The 21783-nt window shown below is 42.1% G+C and carries 18 protein-coding genes and 1 pseudogene; 10 read left to right on the top strand and 9 right to left on the bottom strand.

Annotation, left to right across the window (positions count from 1 at the left end):
• The first annotated feature begins 256 nt into the window (after positions 1–256).
• The 4 genes from AC5JQI_RS00095 (at position 257) to cml (ending at position 3829) form a co-directional block, all read left to right on the top strand.
• Positions 257–562, top strand: coding sequence for a type II toxin-antitoxin system TacA family antitoxin (locus AC5JQI_RS00095; RefSeq protein WP_493913301.1), 306 nt, complete (start codon positions 257–259; stop codon positions 560–562).
• On the top strand, positions 543–1085 hold the full coding sequence (locus AC5JQI_RS00090) for a GNAT family N-acetyltransferase (protein ID WP_493913300.1): 543 nt from the start codon (positions 543–545) through the stop codon (positions 1083–1085). The genes AC5JQI_RS00095 and AC5JQI_RS00090 overlap by 20 nt, the downstream gene beginning before the upstream one ends.
• 77 nt (positions 1086–1162) lie before the next feature.
• On the top strand, positions 1163–2311 hold the full coding sequence (locus AC5JQI_RS00085; RefSeq protein WP_493913299.1) for a hypothetical protein: 1149 nt from the start codon (positions 1163–1165) through the stop codon (positions 2309–2311).
• A 324-nt stretch (positions 2312–2635) separates the two neighbouring features.
• Positions 2636–3829, top strand: coding sequence for a CmlA/FloR family chloramphenicol efflux MFS transporter (gene cml / locus AC5JQI_RS00080; RefSeq protein WP_493913298.1), 1194 nt, complete (start codon positions 2636–2638; stop codon positions 3827–3829).
• Positions 3830–3929: 100 nt separating this feature from the next.
• Here the strand turns inward: cml and AC5JQI_RS00075 are convergent, their stop codons facing one another.
• Together AC5JQI_RS00075 and AC5JQI_RS00070 are read right to left on the bottom strand one after the other, a co-directional pair.
• The gene (locus AC5JQI_RS00075; RefSeq protein WP_493913297.1) at positions 3930–4562 is read right to left on the bottom strand and encodes a LysE family translocator; all 633 of its coding nucleotides are present in this window, start codon (positions 4560–4562) and stop codon (positions 3930–3932) included.
• 106 nt (positions 4563–4668) lie between these two features.
• Positions 4669–5604, bottom strand: a complete 936-nt coding sequence (locus AC5JQI_RS00070; RefSeq protein ID WP_493913296.1) for a LysR family transcriptional regulator — start codon at positions 5602–5604, stop codon at positions 4669–4671.
• Between the two features lie 184 nt (positions 5605–5788).
• Between AC5JQI_RS00070 and AC5JQI_RS00065 the strand changes: the two genes are divergently transcribed.
• Positions 5789–7237 (top strand): flavin-containing monooxygenase, encoded by a 1449-nt coding sequence (locus AC5JQI_RS00065; protein WP_493913295.1) that lies wholly within the window; start codon positions 5789–5791, stop codon positions 7235–7237.
• Between the two features lie 145 nt (positions 7238–7382).
• Here the strand turns inward: AC5JQI_RS00065 and AC5JQI_RS00060 are convergent, their stop codons facing one another.
• From AC5JQI_RS00060 to AC5JQI_RS00050, 3 genes and pseudogenes are all read right to left on the bottom strand, one after another.
• Positions 7383–7943, bottom strand: a complete 561-nt coding sequence (locus tag AC5JQI_RS00060; RefSeq protein ID WP_422109109.1) for a rhomboid family intramembrane serine protease — start codon at positions 7941–7943, stop codon at positions 7383–7385.
• Between the two features lie 19 nt (positions 7944–7962).
• Positions 7963–10173, bottom strand: a pseudogene (locus AC5JQI_RS00055) (AAA family ATPase); the annotation flags it as partial.
• A gap of 186 nt (positions 10174–10359) precedes the next feature.
• A complete protein-coding gene (locus AC5JQI_RS00050) occupies positions 10360–11214 on the bottom strand; it encodes a flotillin family protein (RefSeq protein ID WP_493913294.1) in 855 nt (284 codons plus the stop codon).
• Positions 11215–11720: 506 nt separating this feature from the next.
• Between AC5JQI_RS00050 and ykgO the strand changes: the two genes are divergently transcribed.
• The 5 genes from ykgO to AC5JQI_RS00025 all read left to right on the top strand — a co-directional run bounded on the left by ykgO (position 11721) and on the right by AC5JQI_RS00025 (position 15616).
• A complete protein-coding gene (gene ykgO / locus AC5JQI_RS00045; RefSeq protein ID WP_323853535.1) occupies positions 11721–11846 on the top strand; it encodes a type B 50S ribosomal protein L36 in 126 nt (41 codons plus the stop codon).
• A gap of 229 nt (positions 11847–12075) precedes the next feature.
• Positions 12076–12759 carry a hypothetical protein gene (locus AC5JQI_RS00040; RefSeq protein WP_493913293.1) on the top strand — a complete coding sequence of 228 codons (684 nt, stop codon included), beginning with the start codon at positions 12076–12078 and terminating at the stop codon, positions 12757–12759.
• 93 nt (positions 12760–12852) lie between these two features.
• Positions 12853–13971 carry an aspartate-semialdehyde dehydrogenase gene (gene asd, locus AC5JQI_RS00035; protein ID WP_493914736.1) on the top strand — a complete coding sequence of 373 codons (1119 nt, stop codon included), beginning with the start codon at positions 12853–12855 and terminating at the stop codon, positions 13969–13971.
• 580 nt (positions 13972–14551) lie between these two features.
• Complete coding sequence (locus AC5JQI_RS00030; protein WP_493913292.1) at positions 14552–15277, top strand: hypothetical protein; 726 nt, start codon at positions 14552–14554, stop codon at positions 15275–15277.
• A 9-nt stretch (positions 15278–15286) separates the two neighbouring features.
• Positions 15287–15616, top strand: a complete 330-nt coding sequence (locus AC5JQI_RS00025) for a hypothetical protein (RefSeq protein WP_045967664.1) — start codon at positions 15287–15289, stop codon at positions 15614–15616.
• Positions 15617–15674: 58 nt separating this feature from the next.
• Here the strand turns inward: AC5JQI_RS00025 and gyrB are convergent, their stop codons facing one another.
• Genes gyrB through dnaA form a run of 4 tightly spaced genes read right to left on the bottom strand, consistent with a single transcriptional unit; the run spans position 15675 to position 21711 of the window.
• Positions 15675–18089, bottom strand: coding sequence for a DNA topoisomerase (ATP-hydrolyzing) subunit B (gene gyrB, locus AC5JQI_RS00020; protein ID WP_493913291.1), 2415 nt, complete (start codon positions 18087–18089; stop codon positions 15675–15677).
• An 18-nt stretch (positions 18090–18107) separates the two neighbouring features.
• A complete protein-coding gene (gene recF / locus AC5JQI_RS00015; protein WP_237386021.1) occupies positions 18108–19199 on the bottom strand; it encodes a DNA replication/repair protein RecF in 1092 nt (363 codons plus the stop codon).
• An 18-nt stretch (positions 19200–19217) separates the two neighbouring features.
• Positions 19218–20318 carry a DNA polymerase III subunit beta gene (gene dnaN, locus AC5JQI_RS00010; protein WP_237386020.1) on the bottom strand — a complete coding sequence of 367 codons (1101 nt, stop codon included), beginning with the start codon at positions 20316–20318 and terminating at the stop codon, positions 19218–19220.
• Between the two features lie 4 nt (positions 20319–20322).
• Positions 20323–21711, bottom strand: coding sequence for a chromosomal replication initiator protein DnaA (dnaA, locus tag AC5JQI_RS00005; RefSeq protein ID WP_237386019.1), 1389 nt, complete (start codon positions 21709–21711; stop codon positions 20323–20325).
• Positions 21712–21783: the final 72 nt, after the last annotated feature.

The following is a 21783-nucleotide window of genomic DNA, read 5'->3' as shown; positions in this document are numbered from 1 at the left end:
TTAACCTTTGGTGAGAGTAGGTAATGACCTGATTGATGTTTTTTTATTTTAAATACACTAAATTAATAAATATCAAACAGCCCAAAACCGACAATTAGTCGGCGCTAAAACCAGCAAATAGACGACATTCAGGTATTAAGCCTTTATCTTATAAGTACGGCTATCAGCCGTACTTATTTGCTTATTATCCAACCAAATGCTAACCTACATCAGTACAATAAACAAATACCAACAGGAATAAACCGGAGTTACCCAAATGGCAACAATATCGGTAAAAAAGCCTTACAAAGAGGTCAAAAATGCCCGTGTAGAGTTAAAAACCAGCACTGAGCTAAAAGAAACTTTGCGTCAGGCGGCTCAGGTTTCTGGTGTTGATTTAAGTGCTTTTATCCTGAATGCCGCTTTTGAGCGGGCAGAAGAAGTGCTGGAAAACCAAAAGCGCCGTGAGTTAGATGCAGAAAACTGGTGTACTTTGAATATGCTGATTGCTGAACCTGTGTCGCCAACCCTTGCTTTACGTGCTTTGATGAGGAAGAACAAAGATGGAAAAGCCATTAAATGAAATTAGGGTTGAATACATTTGTGTGAATTATCAGAGTGATATGACCTATCCGGGGCAAAAAAACTTTGATTGTGGCAATCATGTTATTAATCGTTATGTCCGCAGCAGCCTTAAAAACAATGTCGCCACCGGAAATTGTGTCGCTAAAGTTTTAATTGATGCTCAAACAGATGAGTTACTTGGTGTATGCAGCTTTACTGGATATTCACTGGCAAAATCTTGTTTAAGTGGGGTGTTAAGCGGTTCAATGCCAAGTGACCTTTCCGTTGTTCGTTTGGTGATGCTGGGTGTATCAGTCAAGCATCAAAAGCAAGGATATGGTCATATTTTAATGCGGGAATTTTTAGATCACGCCATCAAAGTTCATCATGTGATGCCGATTAAGGGAATATTTTTGGATGCCGATCCTGATGCTGTTGCGTTTTACACACGTCTTGGATTTGTCGAGCTGGGAATGCCTGCATCCAATGGAACAACGCCCATGTTTTTAAAGATTCAGGATTTATTGGCAGCCGTAAAGTAATTTTATGGAAAAACCAGCTGGTCATTTAGTGGGATGATCATAATATTATGTGAATCTAAATTTATAGCGATTTAACCATGAGTGAATATCAATATTATCATTTTAAACGACTTGATGGTGTGTTGTCTGCGAAGCAAAAAGCTGAGCTGAGGACTATCTCCAGCCGGGCTGAAATCAGTTCAAGTCATTTTACTGTTCATTATAACTACAGTGATTTAAAGGCTGAACCCGCTGAATTAATGGCACAGTACTTTGATGTTGGGTTCTATTATGCAGATTGGGGACAGGTTATTTGCTATCTGAAAGTGCCACCAGATACGATTCCTTTGGCATTTATGAGCATTGAGGATGGAGATTCCGTGATCTGTGAGAAAGGGAAAAACTATCTGTTATTCATCTTTTCCGTAGAAGAAAATGATTACTATATGGACGATGACGATGCAAAAGATTATTTAGATCATTTAGTTGAGTTACGTTCTGAGCTGATGGAAGGAGATTATCGTCTGTTATATCTGCCTTGGCTGAAAAGCGCATTTGATGGTGACGAGACATTGGATAAACTGCCTCTGATTAATTTCAATTTTAAACAATTATCTGAGGCTCAATCTGCCTTTGCAGAATTATTTGGTATCCCTCCTGAAGCGTATAATGCCTTGGATAAATTGCTTAAATCATCACAGGCACATACCGCAAAGGTTACACATCTGACCGCAGAAGAACAAATTAACAGTCTGTCTGACTCAGATAAGGATCTGCTATTGAAATCTTTGTTTGAGCAAGGGCAACTCACGGCTAATCAGGCTCGCTCATTGATTTATCAGCCATTAACTCACAATGATTATAAATATTGGCTGAGTCCCTCGTTACTTAATGCTTATTGGCAGGCTGCGAATGAAGAAATAGCTCGTGAACGTCTATTAGCTGAAGAACAAAGACGTGAACAAGAGTGGCTTGCAGCAATTAAGCGGCTTGATGCTGTCTTTTCCTCAAGAGAAGTTCACTGGGAAAATGCGAAGAAATACAGTGAGCAAGGCCATGCCAGTGCCTATGATAAAGCGGCCAGAGAAATGAAAGATCTGTATGATGCTTATCGCGTGAATAACACACTGGCAGAATTTATTCCACGCTATCAGATATTTGCCAAGCATATAGAAAGAAGAAAAACACTGGTACAACGATTGGAATTCCTAAATCAGGAAATAGGTAAATATCAAGATAGTATTTGATTTTAACAGAATAGGTACGCCTCATTGTCTAATATACTCAAGCAGAAAGCAGAGCGCCGGATAAACATCAGCACCTTGTCAGTAAATTGAAGGCACTCTTCCTTGGGTCAAAAGGAAAACGGGAAATATACTCTCTATACTTGAAGTTTATAGGCTATAAACCATCAAATAACATCATAAGGATAAAAATATGAGCCTCACTCCACGAACAGTTCGCTAAGCCGCAACAACGTTTTTCATTAGCAGTTGTTGCGGTGATCTCCTCTCGTTAATCATGAATAGGCAGATTGCCGCCGGATCTCACTTTCTGAGCGGATTTTTGTCATGTCTACTAAAACTACGCCCGTTTGGGGCTACTCTTTATCGTCAGCGCTTGTGCTGATGGTTCCTATTGATCTCCTCGCTTCACTGGCAATGGATGTGTATTTGCCGGTCATCCCGGTTATGCCAGCAGCACTTGATACTTCACCTGCTATGATCCAATTGACGCTGAGCGTTTACATACTTTTACTCGGGTTGGGGCAGATGATTTTTGGCCCTCTGTCCGATCGTATCGGTCGCCGACCCGTGGTATTAGGTGGGGTTCTGCTTTTTTCTATAGCGTCCTTTTCCCTTGCCATGACAAGCAGTGGAATTTTGTTTGTCATGTTGCGGATTTTACAGGCATTGGGCGCATCAGCAGCTTTGGTGGCGACTTTTGCGACTGTTCGGGATGTCTATGCCGACAGGCCTGAAAGTAGCGTTATCTATGGTCTATTCAGTTCCATGCTGGCGTTTGTACCTGCGCTCGGGCCTATTCTCGGTTCGGCCATTGCGCTTGCTTTTGGTTGGAAAGGGATCTTCGTGACTCTTGGTTTGTTGGGGTTATTGGCATTTAGTCGCGCGCTACCCCAATGGCATGAGACACGGCCGCCTAAACGAAATACACACGGATTGGCTGCTGTGTCGATTTTGACCAACAAGTCTTTTTGGGTTTACACACTTGGATTCAGTACTGCGATGGGGTCATTTTTTGTGTTTTTCTCTACAGCCCCCCTTGTGTTAGTAAGTCGTGCTGGTTTTTCTCAGATGGAGTTCAGTGCGGCGTTTGCCACGGTTGCAATCGTCATGATTGTCGTAGCGCGTTTCGTTAAATTTTTTGTGTTACGTTGGAACATTTCGGGAAGTTTCATGCGAGGCTTATTTACCATGATGGCAGGAGCTATTGTTTTAGCGACTTGCGCTGTTTTCTCGAAACCATCGTTTATTACTTTCGTGATGCCAATGTGGTTGATTGCGCTTGGTATGGTGTTCGTCGTTTCGGTTACAGCGAATGGAGCGCTTCGGGATTTTAGCGACGCTTCTGGCATTGCTGTCGCGCTGTACTACAGCATTCAAAGTCTGATTGTTGGTGGAGTGGGAACGCTTATGACTTTGGTGTTTGATAGCGACACCGCTTGGCCACTGGTAGCTTATTGTTTCGGAATGTCAGTAATTTGCTTTATTGCATTCACGATATTGAAACAGAAGACAAGATAAGGGCATTGTTCTGAGAGTTTTACTATTTTTTCTCAGTGGTCAAAGAACTTCATTTCTCCTGTGCGGCCGGATGGCTGCACATTAAGCTGTTTCGCATCATCTAAAACTGATTAACCGCCAAATCAATCGCTAACGCTATAAATATTAAACTTGTTATTTTATTTAAAACGACTTGTATTGATGGTTTATTCGACAAGATTCTATTTAAAAAACCAGATAAATAGGATATGGATGTAAAGACTAAAAAAGCAATAACGACAAATATTAAACCTAAATATAATAGCTGGAGTGGAATTGGTGTTGTATTTCCATTTTTAGCAGCAAATTGAGGCAGAAAAGCCAAAAAGAAAATAATTATTTTTGGATTTGATAAGTTCATCATTAATCCTTTTTTTATGATCTTATTTTTATTGTTGTAATTATTAATTTCACTTTCAAGACTAACAGGTTTCGCTTTGAACGCACCCCAAGCCAGATAACTTAAATAAAACACTCCAAATACTCTGATACTTTCTAATGCTACAGGATTTTCCCGTAATATTGCTGAAATACCTAATGAAACTAAAATCGTATGTATTATTAATCCAATACATAAGCCAATAGTGATTGATATCCCAAATTTACGTCCATTTATTGCCGATTGACTTAATACTAACATGTTATCAGGGCCTGGCAAGAGACATAAAAATGTTGAAATACTGATAAATGTAACGAGTGTTTCTATGGATGCCATATTGATTACCAATATTATAAAAATTTGATAAATTATGTAGTTAATAATTACATTAAGAATATTTTTTATATTAAATCAAAAAATATTTATATAAAAGATGAAAAAACTACTTATAAGTATGAATTAATTTCATACCCTGTTTGATAGTTCTGTCCAGATGAGTCTGGAGTAGAGGAAAACAAATTTCTCTGAACCATTGATGTTCCGGATCTTGGTGGTGCTTGGCATGCCACAGTAAATAGTATTTTTGTGCTTTAACATCAAGCGGTAAGGGTCTTATCTGTAAATCATGATGTTGGGCAAAATCAGCAGCAATATGAAGTGGTATGGTTAACATGGTGTCTGTTTTTAACAATAATTCAATGGCAGCCTGAAAAAAAGGTACGGTAGCGAAAATATTACGCTTTAGGTTGATTATTGCTAATGAATGATCAACTGGGCTATTCTTGTCTCCTCCTCCACTAATAAGTATATGTCTGCCATTAATATAATCATTAACCGTCATATCACTATCAAACTGGGGGTGAGAATTTCTAAATACAACAGCCAATTGGTCTTCAGCCATCACCTTTCCGTATAAATTATCGGGTATAGCATCGGCAATGGTTGTCACTAAGTCCACGTTTTGTTCAGCAAATTCATTGATATTGTCTTTGTACCATAATTTATATTCAATACTTACATTGGGTGCTTCAATTTCAATATTTGAGAATATAGCAGGAAAAATAGCCTGGGCGACATAGTCGCTGGATGCGAAAGTAAATGTTCTTTCACAAAGGGCTGGTTCCATTGTTTCTGATGCATATAAATTATCTATCTGCTGCATCAAAATCGAAAGTTGTGCTTTCAGTTTTTCTCCTTTTTGGGTAAGGATAAATTTATTTGATTCTCTTATAATAATCTTGTCATGAAAATCTTCACGAAGCTGATTTAGTATTTTACTCATTGCAGATTGTGTAACACCTAATTGTTTTGCAGATTCAGTTAGGTTAAGCGTCTGCAATATTGATACTAAAGGTGGTAGTAATTTGTAATTATTCAAAGAGTTATTTCCATGTGTTAAATGTCTAATGGAACTGTTACTTTACTCATTTATATTTTGCTCCTTTATATAGTGATACTCCCCCAACATAAAAGCAAATGGTTACTCCTGAAAATAAAAAATAACATAACATATTACACAGAATACTATTCTGATTAAAACACCTTTTTTCGGGAGAGATAACATGAATAATCATTATGATGTTTTGATTATGGGCGCTGGCATTGCTGGCATTGGTATGGCCTGTCATTTGGCAAGAGAATGTCCTAATAAAAAATTCGGGATCTTAGAGCGTCGCAATACAATAGGGGGAACGTGGGATTTATTCCGTTATCCGGGAATTCGTTCTGATTCAGATATGATGAGCTATGGTTATAAATTCCGTCCTTGGACAGAGACCAGTATTTTTGCAGATGGTCCTTCAATTAAAAATTATATCCATGACGTGACAGAGCAGTATGATATTAAAAACAAAATCCAGTTTGGGCTTAAAATCACTCAAACTGACTGGTCAAATAAAACTTCCCGATGGGTTGTTACTGCAATTGATGAAGCCAGTGGGGAAACCCGGCAATTTACCTGTCATTTCCTTATCTCGGCGACAGGTTATTACAACTACGATACACCTTATTCACCCCAGCTTCCTGGCCTTGATGATTTTAAAGGCCCTGTCATTCATCCTCAACATTGGCCTGAGGAATTGGATTACAAAGGAAAGCGAGTCGTTGTGATTGGAAGTGGAGCAACCGCAGTCACCTTGTTGCCTGCAATGGCTGATGAGACTAAACATATCACCATGCTACAGCGTTCACCCAGTTATATTTTTTCAATACCGGGAAGAGATAAGATTGCAGAGTTGCTAAAAGGTATTATTCCACAACGCTGGATTTACTCGTTGAGCAGGAATAGAAATATATTATTTTTCAGCATGTTATATAAAATAAGCCGGCATTTTCCTAACCAGTTGAAATCTTTTTTGCTGAGACGAGCAAGAAGGAAAGTTGGCCCTGATTTTAATATGAAACACCTTACGCCAAAGTACATGCCGTGGGATGAAAGGTTATGTTTTGTTCCGGACAGTAACTTTTTTAAGGTATTGAGCGAAGGTAAAGCGAATATTGTGACTGACCAGATTAAACAGATCACAGAAAACAGTATATTGTTACAGTCCGGAAAGGAATTACCTGCCGATATCATCGTAACTGCTACAGGATTGCAAATGAATATAATGGGGGGAATTCAACTTTCCATTGATGGTCAAAAACAACAGGCTCAGACCCGTATGTGCTACAAAGCGACACTGATACAGGATATCCCTAATTTCGCTTATCTGTTTGGCTATATCAATAATGCCTGGACACTGAAAGTTGATTTGTCAGCAGAGTATCTTTGCCGTTTATTAAATGAAATGGATCGCCGCAATGCTACCGTTGTGACAGCACAAGCTCAATCAGGTGAAGTATTGATGGATGAAAATATTTTTGGTGCCCTGCAATCCAGTTATGTGAAACGTAGTGAACAACACATTCCACGTCAGGGACGCAGTCCCAATTGGTATGTATCCCATGATTATAAACAGGATAAAGAGGTACTGGGGCAGCCAGTAGATGATGTCGCATTACGGTGGAGGTAATTTTTAAAGAAACGGAATTTATTGGAAGCGACGAAGTCATGAATAAGCTGAAATATCAGAGGAGTTAGCCCGTCATCATAACGGGCTGTTTATTATTAATGAGTATGTAAAATGGGGATAATGTGACATTCTCAATAACTTAAATCTAACGATGAGTGATGAGCCACTTCTTGGTCAGCCAAGAGAAAACCAGCCCGGCGATGGCACCAAAAATATGTCCTTCGGTTGAGACATCTTCTTGCCATGGTAACAAACCGAAGGCAATTCCTCCGTAGTAGATGAATACCAGAATGGCAAAGAAGAAATCTTTGGCTCTTCTCAGGAAGTAAGCGTTAGCCATCAGTAACCCCCATAAGCCAAAAATCCAGCCGCTGGCACCAACATGAATGGCAGTACGGCCAAATAGCCAGACCAGAATGCCTTCCACAAAGATGATAAACAGGCTGGCTAGCACATAATAACGAATGGAGTGCGTCATCAATAACGCACTTAATACCAATAGTGCGGGAAGATTACTGAATAAATGTTCCCAGTTACCATGCAGGAAAGGGGATAATGGGATACCGATCAACCCTTGGGCATAGCGGGGAATAATACCGAAATGGCTTAATGCACCATCGGTTAAAGTATCAAGTAATTGTATGGTGATAAGTATTGATGCTAATCCGGTTAGGATATGAAAGCGTTGTTTGAACCATATAGTCATCATTGCCTCACAACTAAACTTAATGCTTCGAATAACTTCCCAGCGCCTGAACACTTTCAACTAAATCAGCAAGTTGAGCAACAACGCGATCACCCACATCAGCATTATCGCCACCCAGTGCTTTATTTCGCATAAAATTATGTTTAATTTGTTGCCAGCGTTGCGCCTCTTCTGGCGTCATTGTGCTGCGGATTTCTGCCAGCTTGAGTAGGTTTTCTTCGGCACCACTTGTCAGTAATTGGGTCTCACCTAAATAGTGATTATCAATAATGCGACGTATTTCTGCGGCATTCATGACTGAGGAAACTTTTTCACTGAGTTTGTTCATATTGCGGTAGCTGCCCTGCAATTTGAATGGCGGTTCTGTCCGGTATTTATCCGATTGCGCGGCGCTGGCTATGTATTGCTGGTTTACCTTGAACACAGTATCCCGCATCATCAGTAGGCGCTCAAGGATCGAAACGATTTCTGTGATTTCAGCTTCACTGTAGGGATAACTCAGGCCACTGCTGGAGAACGGTTTACCCATTGCTTTATCGATAAACAGGTACAGATCGTTCATATCACGTAATGCCAGTGGAGCCAGTACCGGATTTGAGGTCAAGCTGTTTTCGATATAACTCAGCGTGAAAGCGTCTTCCATACCACCCAATACTTCGCCGAGGTTATAGATATCAGCGCGGTTTGCCAGCATATCCGGGATTTTGAATAGTTCGCCGGATTCGGTATAAGGGTTACCCGACATTACCACGCAGAATTTTTTGCCCCGCATATCATAGGTTTTAGTCTGGTCTTTCCAAACCCCTTCAATACGGCGAGTACCATCACACAGGGAAATAAACTTTTGCAAGAATTCAGGATTGGTGTGCTGGATATCATCCACATACAGCATTACATTATTGCCCATTTCCAGTGCCAGATTCAGTTTTTCCAGCTCTTGGCGGGCAGTTGCGTTTGGCGCTTGAGCCGGATCGAGTGACAAAACATCATGCCCCAGCGCAGGGGCGTTGATCTTCATAAAGATCAACCCAAGGCGATTGGCAATATATTCCATCAATGTTGTTTTGCCGTAACCGGGTGGGGAGATCATCAATAACATCCCCATCAGATCTGTACGTTTGCCTTCTCCAATAGCTCCTATCTGCTTCGCAAGGTTATCGCCGATCAGTGGTAGATAAACGTCGTTGATCAATTTGTTGCGAATAAACGAACTGAGAGGCCTTGCCTTGAACTCATGCAGCCGTAACGTTTGGCGTTGTAGACTTAGAACACTTTGGCGCAATTCCTGATAACGATGATAGGCAGGAATAAACACTTTACGCTGTTTGCGCATCCGGCAGAAATAGTCATCAAGGCTTAGGGTCAGTGATTGATTGACGATAGAAGGATGTTCGCCAATCAAATCAGTGACGGTAAAGTGCAGGTCTACTTCACTAAAACGGGCATTGAGTGATTTTTCCAATAAAACCAGCGCAACGGCTTCTGAAATATAGCCTTTCAACGGGGAAAATGCAGGCAGGGAGCAGAGACCATTCAGACAGTTTTCCACCAGCATCCAGCGCTGGGCGAAACGCTGGCCGAGGTTTTGCTGTGAGTGGTTGAAATCCCGCCACATATGGGCTTTTTCCAGTTCAGATTGCAGCCCTTCCAATAAAGTACGGGCATATTTGCTGCAGCTGAATTCTTCAGCCGTCCGGCTTAATGCCAAACTCAGGTATTCCGCAGCTTGGGTCTGCTGGTAAGGTTCACATTTGATGGGGTGGCGTTCAAGGAATAGGCGGATTTCTGCTTCGATTTCAGCCTGTAGATCCAGTAAACCGGCATCATTGCGGAAAAGCTGATAAATATTGATGCAGGTACGGGCGCGCTCCGGCCACAATGCAGGTTGTTCTTTCCGTTGAACGTGTTCCCAGAATAGCACCGCAATTCCTCTGGCATGAGGATTATATCGCAAGAGATCGGCACTTTCTCCTACAGGAATTAATTTGCGCAGGATAACGACGGCATCATGGTCGTGAATACCTTTTTCATAACCTTCTTTATAGCGGGGAGAGGCAAATTCACGGACGGATTTTTCCAGTATGTCCGGCTTACTCAGCAGGGATTTCAGCCCTTCGAGTGTCAGGCCATCATGCTCTTTGCTTGCAGCGTAAATCAGTGAATAAGCAAGGTACTCTGCGCGATAAACTTCTGGTGACTCTGATTCAAGGGATATCGACCAATAGGGTTTATCTGACATGGCGTACACGTTTCCTTGCTCAAGATTGATTTTAATGGCGTTGATTCTGGTTTTGGGCACTGTACAGATACTCTGGAAGCTCATGCCATATGATTTAGAATATCTTTGAGTACACCTTGTATGGTTTAGTGCAGGGGAAACCCGCCACAGTTATCTGTGACGGATGAACGTTGCTTATTACTCTTCGGTACTATTTTTGTTCTGGTTCTTTTTGTTTGAACCAAACATATTGACCAGAGACTGCACTTCCGGGTTTTGTAGGAGTGAATCGAGATTCAGTTTAGATTCCCCGCCTTCTTTTTCGCTGTTCCCTTTTTCCCCTTTTCCTGACAGCAATTTCTGTACGGCATCTTTTACCAGAGGACTTTTGTCTACTACACCATTAATGGCCTTGCCCACGCTGAGTGCTTTGGAGAAGGTATTGAAGAAGCTGCCATCACCACCCACGATATCAATGTTAGTTTTACTGAGTGCCGCAGCCAGAACATCGGCTTGTTCTTTGGCAATATCTTTGTTGGCGGCAATAGACGCCATCACTTGTTCGAAGTTTTTCTCAAGCTGCATGCGGAACTCTTCGTGGTTACGAGCGGTATCATTGAGATTGCCCATCGCGGTGAATTTGTCGGTCAGACCATCGGCTTCTGCTTTCAGACGCTGACGGATAACTTCTGCTTGTGCTGAACCGAGCTGGCCTTCACCACGGGCTTGCGCTACCAATTTCTCTTCCAGAACTTTCGCTTCGGCAAGACCTTGCTTCTCGGCTGCGTTGGCCTGAGCTTCCAGAACACGTGCTTCTGCCAGACCTTTTTCTTGTGTGCCACGAGCTTCCGCCAGCAATTTCTCTGCAATCACATTCGCCTGTACCAAACCTTCTTTTTCTTCAACTTCGGCTTTAGCCTGACGGATGCGGGCTTCAGCCAGACCCAATGCGGCTTCTTCGGCTTGTTTTACCTGACGAACCAGTTCTTGTTCTGCTTTAGCCTGAGCCTGAATAATCGTGATCTGTTTCTGGCGGTCAGCATCAGAGATCATGCGGACTTCTTTGATACGTTCTTCTTCCTGCGCTACGGTTTTTTCTACAATGTTTGATTTTTGCGTTTATGCCGGAATGAAATGATGAATGCTAAAATTAGCGATAAATATAAATTAAATTTCTCATAATGGAAGATTTGGAAGTGGAAAAATCTAATAAGAAATAATTTGTGAGGGATAGGATGATTTTATCAATTGCCAAGTAATTTGTTTATTTTGTTAATTAAATACTAACGATTGGTATTATTTTTTATTTAGTTTGGATGGCGCGGATCAGTCAATAGCTAAAATACATGTCATGAAAATTATCAAAAGATAGTTGTCAACAACAGAAAGTTGAGATATTGTTATGTTATATTGTTACATTTGTGTTGGGGGCTTATGAAACTGGGAATACATCCTTTTTATATGGATAAACAAAGAAGTGTGTCATAAGAAGGCAGCACGGCGCGTTTCCAGAAAGGTTTGGCCGCGTTTTTAATAGTAAATAATGAAGGATATCATTAATGCAGGTACTGAGTTCACTGAAAACAGCAAAACAACGTCACCCTGATTGCAAAGTCGTTCGCCGTCGTGGTCGGTTGTATGTCATCTGTAAATCTAATCCGCGTTTTAAGGCGGTTCAGGGTTAAGAAAAAGAAACGCTAATCACAAGCCTACAGTCCTGCTGTAGGTTTTTTCCCCTCATAGATATCTATGCCATTGATATTTATCTGATCAGCTCATAATCCAATCCTCAATTGATTCATTTTTTTCGCTTGTTTGTTTTTGATATTTAATTCTAATAATAAATGAGTGATTGATCGGCCATTACAGCCATATATAGGGTATGAAAATAATGGCATACGAGGAAGGGTTATTATGAGAAATATTAAAGTTTTTTATGGGTTTTATACATTCGAAGATTCTTATCGTGGTCATCTGCGTTTATCGGTGTGTGCTCATGGACATTATGATGAAAAAAAATTTATTGGATATTTATTTGTTCCGGGTGAGCATCAAAATATAGAAAAAATGACATCCAATGAATTATATGACAAGTTATTTAAAGAAATAGAAATAAATAGATTTCGATATATTCGGCTGATTATCTGTCATTCGGCAGAGAGCAAGAAAGATAGTTCAGATATTCCCTACAACGTTGAGCAATCTTTCGCATCAGAGTTTTCTAAATTGTGCCCAAATAGTATTGTCATTGGTTATTTGGGAGTTATTAATGTACGTCATAATCATTTTGATGAACATACGTTGAGTTACAGATATCATGAAGATACTCGACGTAATGAGGAAGTGTTTAAACCAGCTGATATTTATCAGATTTCTTTTGGTGAATTTTCTATAAAGCGGAAAGCCCAGACTGCCTTTATGGCAGCAAAAGTAGCCTATTCAAAAGTCGGAACAACGGAACCTATTATGCCTCTACCTTTTTTGAGAGCCAAAAATCCGGGGAGAGCGATAGATAATTCTAATTTTGATATGGTAGGACATACATCAATATGGTTTAAAAATGGCAAACGCATCCATACAGAAATGCTGGTGCTATAGTCCGTAAATATACTTGCACCTTTTGCTATATTTTGTCAGTTTTAATGCTGTCAGTGGTGTCTGACGAATATCTTTCAAGGCAGGGTAAACATGATGAAAAACGTAGGATTTGTCGGCTGGCGTGGTATGGTCGGCTCAGTATTGATGCAGCGGATGATGGAAGAACGGGATTTTGACGAAATAAATCCGGTTTTCTTTACAACGTCCCAACACGGGTTATCTGCACCTCAGTTTGCAATAAATAGCGCCGGAAAATCAGGCGTCTTACAGAATGCTTTTGATATCGACGCATTGAGCGCGCTGGATATTATCATTAGCTGTCAGGGTGGGGATTATACCAATGAAGTTTATCCTAAACTGAGAGCTGCGGGTTGGCAGGGATATTGGATTGATGCTGCTTCTTCCCTGCGTATGAATGATGATGCTGTCATTATTCTCGATCCGGTTAACCATCAGCACATTCAAAACAGCCTGAATAAAGGCATTAAAACGTTTGTTGGTGGTAACTGTACGGTGAGTTTAATGCTTATGTCATTGGGCGGATTGTTTACCAATGACTTGGTTGAATGGGCATCGGTATCAAGTTATCAGGCAGCTTCTGGTGGCGGTGCCCGTCATATGCGGGAACTGCTGGTACAAATGGGAATGCTGCATAATCAGGTAGCAGAGAAGTTACAAGATCCTGCTTCTGCGATTCTGGATATTGAAAAACGTGTAACGGATTTAACCCGCAGTGGGGCATTGCCGACGGAGCAGTTTGGCGCTCCTCTGGCAGGTAGCCTGATTCCATGGATTGATAAACAACTGGAAAATGGGCAGAGCCGTGAAGAGTGGAAAGGTCAGGTGGAGACTAACAAGATCCTGAACACGGGCAATAATGTCATTCCGGTTGATGGCTTGTGTGTCCGTATCGGAGCATTGCGCTGCCATAGTCAGGCATTTACCCTGAAATTGAAAAAAGATATCCCGATCCATGAAATTGAAACGCTGCTGGCTTCCCATAATGATTGGGTGCGTGTCATTCCGAATGATCGTGAATTGACGATGCGGGAATTAACGCCGGCTGCGGTGACTGGCACATTGAATACGCCGGTTGGTCGTTTGCGTAAACTGAATATGGGACCGGAATATTTGTCAGCCTTTACTGTTGGCGATCAGTTGTTGTGGGGAGCGGCTGAACCGTTGCGTCGTATGCTGCGTATTTTGCTGTAGGAATAATTTAATAAACCCAAACAGCCCGCCAATAAGCAATATTTATTGGCGGTTTTTATTTTTTACGCTAATTATTCTAATTACTGCAAGAATGAATTTTTCATTCGTGATATAGCTTTGTGGAAAAATACTGAAAATTAATATCTGAACTGAAAAAAGGGTATAAGAAATTAAAATAAAACAGAAGTGTCGGTTGAATTTTGCTCATATTGAGTAATAATAATTCATTTGATTTTTCTTAGCAACGCCCTTTATCTTTCAAGTTGTCTCTTTGTTGGCTTCGTTCACTCACCTCTGCCATATAATTATCTATCTAATTATAAATTAAGGTTTTTTAATCATGAGTTCAACTCTGAATCTATTAGATAATATATTACTCTGTAATATGGCTTATTATTGGAATACATTTAAAAACATTTTCCCATAAATATGATTTTATTTTTTGATGGATTATAGATTTTGATATATGATTTTGGTTCTTATTTCTTAAGGGACTTGACCAGATCAAGTTTAAGTCATCCGTTTAAAGTGATTAACTCTTTTCATATCACTTATTGCAATATTATCTATTGGAGAAGATATGCAAAGTGAAAGTCTTTTTACTGCTTGTTCATCTTGTGGGAAGTCTGTTAATAAATCAGCTAAAGTTTGCCTGGGCTGTGGACGCAAAGTGAAAAAAAATCGTTTAATTAAACTTATCGTTGTTTTGGTGGCGATTTTTTTACTTTTTATTTTCATTGGAAGCAATGATGAAAAGACATCATCACCATCATCACCATCACCATCACTGGTTAAAGCTGACAGTACCCCCAAAACAAGCAGTCGTCCAAAAGCTGTAATAATACCAGAATCCCAGTCTCAGTTTATTCTGGTTGTTTCATCGTTTTTTGATCAGTATGTTCAGGTAAACAATGAATTACAGAAATCTTCACTCAGAGATGAAAGAAAAGAACAGATTTCAGAGATCTTTTCAGGATATTCGGTAAATTCTTGGATCGGCAAAATACAAGAACTGGATACTAATAGTGATGGAAAAGCAATTCTGTCTGTTCAAATTGCACCTAATATTACGGTAAAAACTTGGAACAATGAACTCTCCGATCTTGGGGATAATACATTAATTGAAAAAGGTACGTCTGTTTACAAAAGCCTTTTTCCTTTGAAAGTTGGACAGAAAATTGAGTTTTCTGGTTCTTTCTTTCCATCATCTGAAGATTCGCTCAAAGAGACAAGCTTGACGATTGATGGTTCTATGAAAGAACCTGAACTTTTGTTTAAATTTTTATCAGTAAAACCTATTGAATAAGGATGAAATATGGCACTGATTAATTGCCCGGAATGTTCTAACAGTGTAAGCGATAATTCACTGAAGTGCCCAAGTTGTGGTGTTCAATTGAGAAAACCAAAGAGAAGTTTTTTTGGAAAAATCATCAAATGGGGATTTATTTTATTTAATGTCATTATGGCCTTCTGGTTGGTCGGTGGCATGAATGTTGCCTCTGAAGCTGTAAACACAGGAACAACAGCAGAACAGATAGGGGGAGCGATTGGCTCAGGTTTGGGAATAGCGATGATTCTGACAATGTGGGTCATTGGCGATATTATTTTAGGCCTGTTTGTTCTGCTAACTCGCCCTAAATCTTAATATCATATTGAATAAGTAACCCAGATAACAGTTGTTATCTGGGTTAATGAAATGAATATCAGATATCAATATTCGCCGCTTTCAGAGCATTCTCTTCAATAAATGCACGGCGGGGTTCAACAGCATCCCCCATCAGGGTTGTGAACAGCAGGTCAGTGGCAATTGCATCTTTTACTGTTACACGCATCATGCGGCGGGTTTCTGGGTTCATGGTGGTTTCCCACAACTGTTCAGGGTTCATTTCTCCCAGACCTTTATAGCGTTGGATGGAAAGACCACGACGTGACTCTTTGGTTAACCATTCCAGTGCCTGCTCAAAACTACTGATTGCCTGACGACGTTCACCGCGTTCGATGTATGCGCCTTCTTCAATCAAGTTTCCGATCAAATCACCCAGTTTAGTAATGCGGCGGTATTCACCACCGTGGACGAAATCGAAATCCAGACTGTAGTTGGTATCAACACCATGGGTACGAATACACAGAATCGGTTCAAAAACCTGACGCTCACGGTTTTCATGGATTTGGTAGCTGTAAGTGCTGCCATGCTGTTCGTTGTCATTCAAACGAATAGTGAGAGCGCTTACCCATTCTTCCACTTTTGCCTGATCGTTCAGGGTATCTTCGGTCAGTTTCGGATGGTAAATCAGGTTGTTCAGCAGAGCCAATGGATACAGGCGTTCCATACGACGGATGAGTTTCTGGGTAGTATTGAACTCAGTCACCAGATTTTCCAGTGCTTCACCTTTCAGACCCGGCGCATGTGGATTGGTATACAGTGCTGCACCATCCAATGCGATGGACATTTGGTATGCTTCCATCGCATCATCATCTTTGATGTATTGCTCTTGTTTACCTTTCTTCACTTTGTACAGCGGTGGCTGGGCGATATAAACATAGCCACGCTCAATGATTTCCGGCATCTGGCGATAGAAAAATGTCAGCAAAAGAGTGCGTATGTGAGAACCATCAACATCGGCGTCGGTCATGATGATGATGCTGTGGTAACGCAGCTTGTCCGGATTGTACTCATCACGACCAATTCCACAGCCCAAAGCGGTGATCAAGGTTGCGACTTCTTGTGATGAGAGCATTTTGTCAAAGCGTGCTTTCTCAACGTTCAGGATCTTACCTTTCAGTGGCAGAATTGCCTGACTTTTACGGTTACGCCCTTGTTTTGCTGAACCGCCCGCAGAATCACCCTCCACCAAGTAGAGTTCGGACAGAGCAGGATCACGCTCTTGGCAGTCAGCCAGTTTACCCGGCAAACCTGCCAGATCCAGTGCACCTTTGCGACGGGTCATTTCACGGGCTTTACGCGCCGCTTCACGGGCACGTGCCGCATCAATGATCTTGCCGACAACCGTTTTGGCATCGTTCGGGTTTTCCAGCAGGTACTCTACCAGTTTCTCATTCATCAGTGTTTCGACGGCGGTTTTCACTTCGGAAGAAACCAGTTTGTCTTTGGTCTGGGAAGAGAATTTAGGATCAGGCACTTTAACAGAGATAACTGCAATCAGGCCTTCACGTGCATCATCACCGGTAGCGCTGACTTTGGATTTTTTGTTGTAACCCTCTTTATCCATGTAGCTATTGAGGGTACGGGTCATCGCAGTACGGAAACCAACTAAGTGGGTTCCTCCATCGCGCTGAGGAATGTTGTTGGTAAAGCAGTAAATATTTTCCTGGAAGCCATCATTCCATTGCATGGAAATTTCAACACCAATACCATCTTTTTCTGTTGAAAAATAGAAGACATTTGGATGAATTGGGTTTTTATTGCGGCTCAGGAACTCAACAAACGCCTTGATACCACCTTTATAGTGGAAAAGATCTTCTGCATTAGTGCGTTTGTCGACTAAACGAATAGAAACACCGGAATTTAGGAATGATAATTCACGCAGGCGCTTAGCCAGGATATCGTATTCAAACTCAATGTTAATTTTGAACGTATCCATACTTGGCCAGAAACGGACAGTAGTTCCCGTCTGTTCGGTATCGCCGACAACGTTCAGCGGAGACTGTGGAACCCCATGATGATAAGTCTGTTCGTGGACTTTCCCGTCACGACGGATAGTCAGTTCCAGTTTTTCCGATAAGGCGTTAACAACAGAAACTCCCACTCCATGCAGACCGCCGGAAACTTTATAGGAGTTGTCATCGAATTTACCCCCCGCATGCAGCACGGTCATGATAACTTCCGCTGCTGAAACACCTTCTTCTTCGTGTATGCCGGTAGGAATACCGCGGCCATCATCCTGTACAGATACTGAATTATCTGCATGGATGGTGACAACTATCTTGTCACAATGACCTGCGAGGGCTTCGTCGATAGCGTTGTCAACAACCTCGAAGACCATGTGGTGCAGACCAGTACCATCATCGGTATCACCGATATACATGCCTGGACGTTTACGGACAGCATCCAGCCCTTTTAATACCTTGATACTTGAGGAGTCATATGTATTCGACATCAACGTTTCTCGCTCATCTTAATCCTGTGGTTGAACCTCTATTTTGCCATGTTCTACGCGAAACATCCTGCTATTTACATCAATCATGTCTGTAACTTGCTTAGGAGTGATTGCACTGACAAACACTTGGGCTTGCGTAGATTTTAGACGCTCGGCTAATAGCTGACGACGGCCGGCATCCAGTTCCGAGGCAAAATCATCAAGCAGATACAGGCATTTTTGCCCGCTCTGTCGGGTGAAATATTCACCCTGCGCTAACCTCAACGCGCACATCAGTAATTTTAACTGACCCCGGGAAAGCATATCCTCTACCGATGTGCCGTCCGCCCTGATCCGCAGATCGGCTTTATGGGGGCCGGAAGCGGTGTAGGTTAGCGCTCTGTCGCGCTCAAATTGCCGCGCGAGCAATTCTGCATATTCACTCTCTTTGTCCCAGCCTTGTTGAAAGCTGATACTCAGAGCGAATTCAGGTAAAAATTGTTTGCAGGTTTTTTCGATATCCTCAGAAATTCCCGCAATGTATTCAGCCCGCCATTGACTTACTTCTGTCGCCAGCGGAGCAAGTTCGCGATCCCAGTGTTGGATCTGACTGTAGCGAGTGACTTGTCGCAACGCCGCATTTCGTTGTTTGAGCAGTCTTTTCAGGTTACCCCAAGCTGTAAAAAAACGCGGTTCATTGTGAAAGCAACCCCAATCAATAAAGGCACGACGATATTTCGGGCCGCCATTTAACAAGGTAAAACCTTCTGGCGTGATAAGCTGCATCGGTAACATTTTCGCTAATTCCGCGATTTTATGCCCATCACAGCCATCAATCCTGACTTTGCTATCACCTTGACGGTTTTTGCTTAAGCCTATCGACAAGGAACGTTCATGATATTGTTGATCAAGTCGCCCATGAAGAATGAATTCCTCGCAATCATGGCGGATTACTCTTCCTGCTTGAATGCTGCGAAAAGCCCGACCATGGCCCAATGTATAAATAGCTTCCAGTATACTTGTTTTGCCGCTACCGTTTGGCCCAACCAGAAAATTAAAACCTGTTGCCAGTGGTAAGTCAGCATTAGCGATATTACGAAAATCGCGGATCAGCAAACGCGAGAGAATCATATGTATGGGTTAGTCGTGTTACAGACGCATTGGCATCACGACATAAGTCGCAGCCTGGCTGGCTGAATTCTCAATTTTCACACTGGATGTTGCATCCGTAAGCAGGAGACTCACCTGCTCGCATTTCAATGCGTTCAGAACATCCAGTACGTAGCTGACATTAAAGCCAATTTCCATTTCAGTGCCTTGGTAACTGACATCAACTATTTCTTCAGCTTCTTCCTGCTCTGGGTTGTTGGCTGTAATTCTGAGCTGGTTTTCGCTTAAATAGATGCGAACTCCACGGAATTTTTCGTTGGATAAAATAGCTGCCCGTGAAAATGCTTGTTTAAGCGTGTCACAATTTGCTTCCAGCGTTTTATCGGGATTTTTCGGCAGTACTCGACGGTAATCAGGAAAGCGGCCGTCAACCAGCTTTGAAGTGAAGATAAAATCACCGACATGGGCCCGGATGTTATTGCTGCCAATCTGCAATTGCAGTGGATTATCACCGCCATCCAGCAGACGCATCAATTCAATGACCCCTTTACGGGGAACGATCACCGAATGGGATGGCAGATTTTGTCCGATATTCATGGAGCAGACTGCCAGTCGGTGACCATCTGTTGCAACGGTACGCAGTTCTTCCCCTTCGGTTTCAAACAACATACCGTTCAAATAATAGCGGACATCCTGATGCGCCATGGAAAATTGGGTGGATTCAATCAGACGTTTCAGTGTGGCCTGTGGCAGAGAAAATTCGACCTCGCTCTGCCAGTCGTCAAGATTGGGAAAATCTGACGCGGGCAGGGTTGAGAGCGAAAAGCGGCTACGCCCGGAACGGACGAGAATACGATCGCCATCCAGTTCCACGCTGATTTCTGCGCCGTCAGGCAGCCCGCGCCAGATATCAAAGAATTTACGCGCGGGAACAGTGGTTGCACCCTGTTCATGTGGCTGGGTAAGTGTAACCCGAGCCATCATTTCCATTTCTAGGTCGGTACCTGTTAGTAGCAGGGAACCTTCTGTTACCTGCAATAATAAGTTGCCTAAAATGGGCAGCGTGGGGCGGCCTCCCAAGGGGCTGCTAACCTGTTGCAAAGGTTTTAATAATTGCTCACGTTCAATGATAAATTTCATAGCGCTAGGAAGATAGTGTTCTGATTAAGTTAGAAAAATCTTCTTTGATGTCGTGACTTTCTTCTCGCAGTTGTTCGATTTTACGACAAGCGTGAAGCACAGTTGTATGGTCACGTCCACCAAAGGCATCCCCAATTTCAGGCAAGCTGTGATTTGTCAGCTCTTTTGCCAGCGCCATTGCCATTTGTCTCGGACGGGCAACGGAGCGAGAACGGCGCTTGGAAAGCAGATCTGCAACCTTGATTTTGTAATATTCAGCGACAGTTTTCTGGATATTATCAATAGTTACCAGCTTTTCCTGTAGAGCTAATAAGTCACGTAATGCTTCGCGTACAAAATCAATGGTAATCGCCCGCCCAGTAAAATTGGCATTGGCGATAACCCGATTCAAAGCGCCTTCGAGTTCACGAACGTTGGATCGCAGGCGTTTGGCAATAAAGAAAGCCACTTCTCCCGGTAACTGAATTTGGTTCTCGTCAGCTTTTTTCATCAGAATAGCCACGCGAGTTTCCAGCTCCGGTGGTTCGATAGCAACGGTCAATCCCCAACCAAAACGGGATTTTAACCGATCTTCGACGCCATTGATCTCTTTCGGATAGCGGTCTGATGTCAGAATAATCTGTTGATTACCTTCCAGCAGGGCATTGAACGTGTGAAAGAATTCTTCCTGAGATCGTTCTTTATTTGCAAAAAACTGAATATCATCGATAAGCAGGGCATCTACGGAACGATAATAACGTTTAAACTCTTCTATCGCATTGTTCTGCAATGCTTTGACCATGTCCTGAACGAAACGTTCAGAATGCATGTAAACCACTTTTGCATTGGCTTTGCGTGCCATGATGCTATTGCCGACAGCATGCAAAAGGTGGGTTTTACCCAATCCTGTTCCGCCATAAAGGAACAGGGGATTGTATGCGCCCCCCGGATTATCGGCTACTTGTCTGGCGGCGGCTCTGGCCAGTTGGTTGGATTTACCTTCGACAAAGTTATCGAATGTATGTTTGGGATTAACATTGGAACGATAGGATAACTCTGGCTGGGCTTTTGCATTGTCCCAGCTTGGGCGTACAGACGAATTGGACGGCACCGAAGCCACTGGCATATCGGCAATGATTTTCTGAGATGGAGACTGGTTTGGTGAAATAGGCTTATTCCCTACTTCAAAACGAAGCAACGGTACTTCAGGACCACAGAAATCATTTAATAACAAATTGATATTATTAATATACTTCTCTCTTACCCAATCCAGTACAAAGCGGTTGGGGGCATAGAGAGCCAAAGTGTTATTACTCAGTTCTGCCTGAAGGGGTCGTATCCACATACTGAATTCTGTGGCAGGTAACTCATCCTGCAATCGGGCAAGACATTGCTGCCAAAGCGAAAGTGACACGGCGAACTCCCCTAAAACGAGACCAATAAAAGAAACCGGAATAATAGATACGTTATACTGGGCACAAGGCAT

It is taken from the genome of Xenorhabdus sp. XBWT (genome assembly GCF_059072735.1).
Note: the sequence above shows the minus strand (reverse complement) of the source record. Positions and strands in the feature narration are given on the sequence as shown.

Excerpts from the sequence above, each read along its gene's own strand:
- AC5JQI_RS00095 (WP_493913301.1), top strand. The coding sequence starts at position 257 with ATGGCAACAATATCGGTAAAAAAGCCTTACAAAGAGGTCAAAAATGCC.
- AC5JQI_RS00090 (WP_493913300.1), top strand. The coding sequence starts at position 543 with ATGGAAAAGCCATTAAATGAAATTAGGGTTGAATACATTTGTGTGAAT.
- AC5JQI_RS00085 (WP_493913299.1), top strand. The coding sequence starts at position 1,163 with ATGAGTGAATATCAATATTATCATTTTAAACGACTTGATGGTGTGTTG.
- cml (WP_493913298.1), top strand. The coding sequence starts at position 2,636 with ATGTCTACTAAAACTACGCCCGTTTGGGGCTACTCTTTATCGTCAGCG.
- AC5JQI_RS00075 (WP_493913297.1), bottom strand. The coding sequence starts at position 4,562 with ATGGCATCCATAGAAACACTCGTTACATTTATCAGTATTTCAACATTT.
- AC5JQI_RS00065 (WP_493913295.1), top strand. The coding sequence starts at position 5,789 with ATGAATAATCATTATGATGTTTTGATTATGGGCGCTGGCATTGCTGGC.
- AC5JQI_RS00060 (WP_422109109.1), bottom strand. The coding sequence starts at position 7,943 with ATGACTATATGGTTCAAACAACGCTTTCATATCCTAACCGGATTAGCA.
- AC5JQI_RS00050 (WP_493913294.1), bottom strand. The coding sequence starts at position 11,214 with ATGATCTCTGATGCTGACCGCCAGAAACAGATCACGATTATTCAGGCT.
- ykgO (WP_323853535.1), top strand. The coding sequence starts at position 11,721 with ATGCAGGTACTGAGTTCACTGAAAACAGCAAAACAACGTCACCCTGAT.
- AC5JQI_RS00040 (WP_493913293.1), top strand. The coding sequence starts at position 12,076 with ATGAGAAATATTAAAGTTTTTTATGGGTTTTATACATTCGAAGATTCT.
- asd (WP_493914736.1), top strand. The coding sequence starts at position 12,853 with ATGAAAAACGTAGGATTTGTCGGCTGGCGTGGTATGGTCGGCTCAGTA.
- AC5JQI_RS00030 (WP_493913292.1), top strand. The coding sequence starts at position 14,552 with ATGCAAAGTGAAAGTCTTTTTACTGCTTGTTCATCTTGTGGGAAGTCT.
- AC5JQI_RS00025 (WP_045967664.1), top strand. The coding sequence starts at position 15,287 with ATGGCACTGATTAATTGCCCGGAATGTTCTAACAGTGTAAGCGATAAT.
- gyrB (WP_493913291.1), bottom strand. The coding sequence starts at position 18,089 with ATGTCGAATACATATGACTCCTCAAGTATCAAGGTATTAAAAGGGCTG.
- recF (WP_237386021.1), bottom strand. The coding sequence starts at position 19,199 with ATGATTCTCTCGCGTTTGCTGATCCGCGATTTTCGTAATATCGCTAAT.
- dnaN (WP_237386020.1), bottom strand. The coding sequence starts at position 20,318 with ATGAAATTTATCATTGAACGTGAGCAATTATTAAAACCTTTGCAACAG.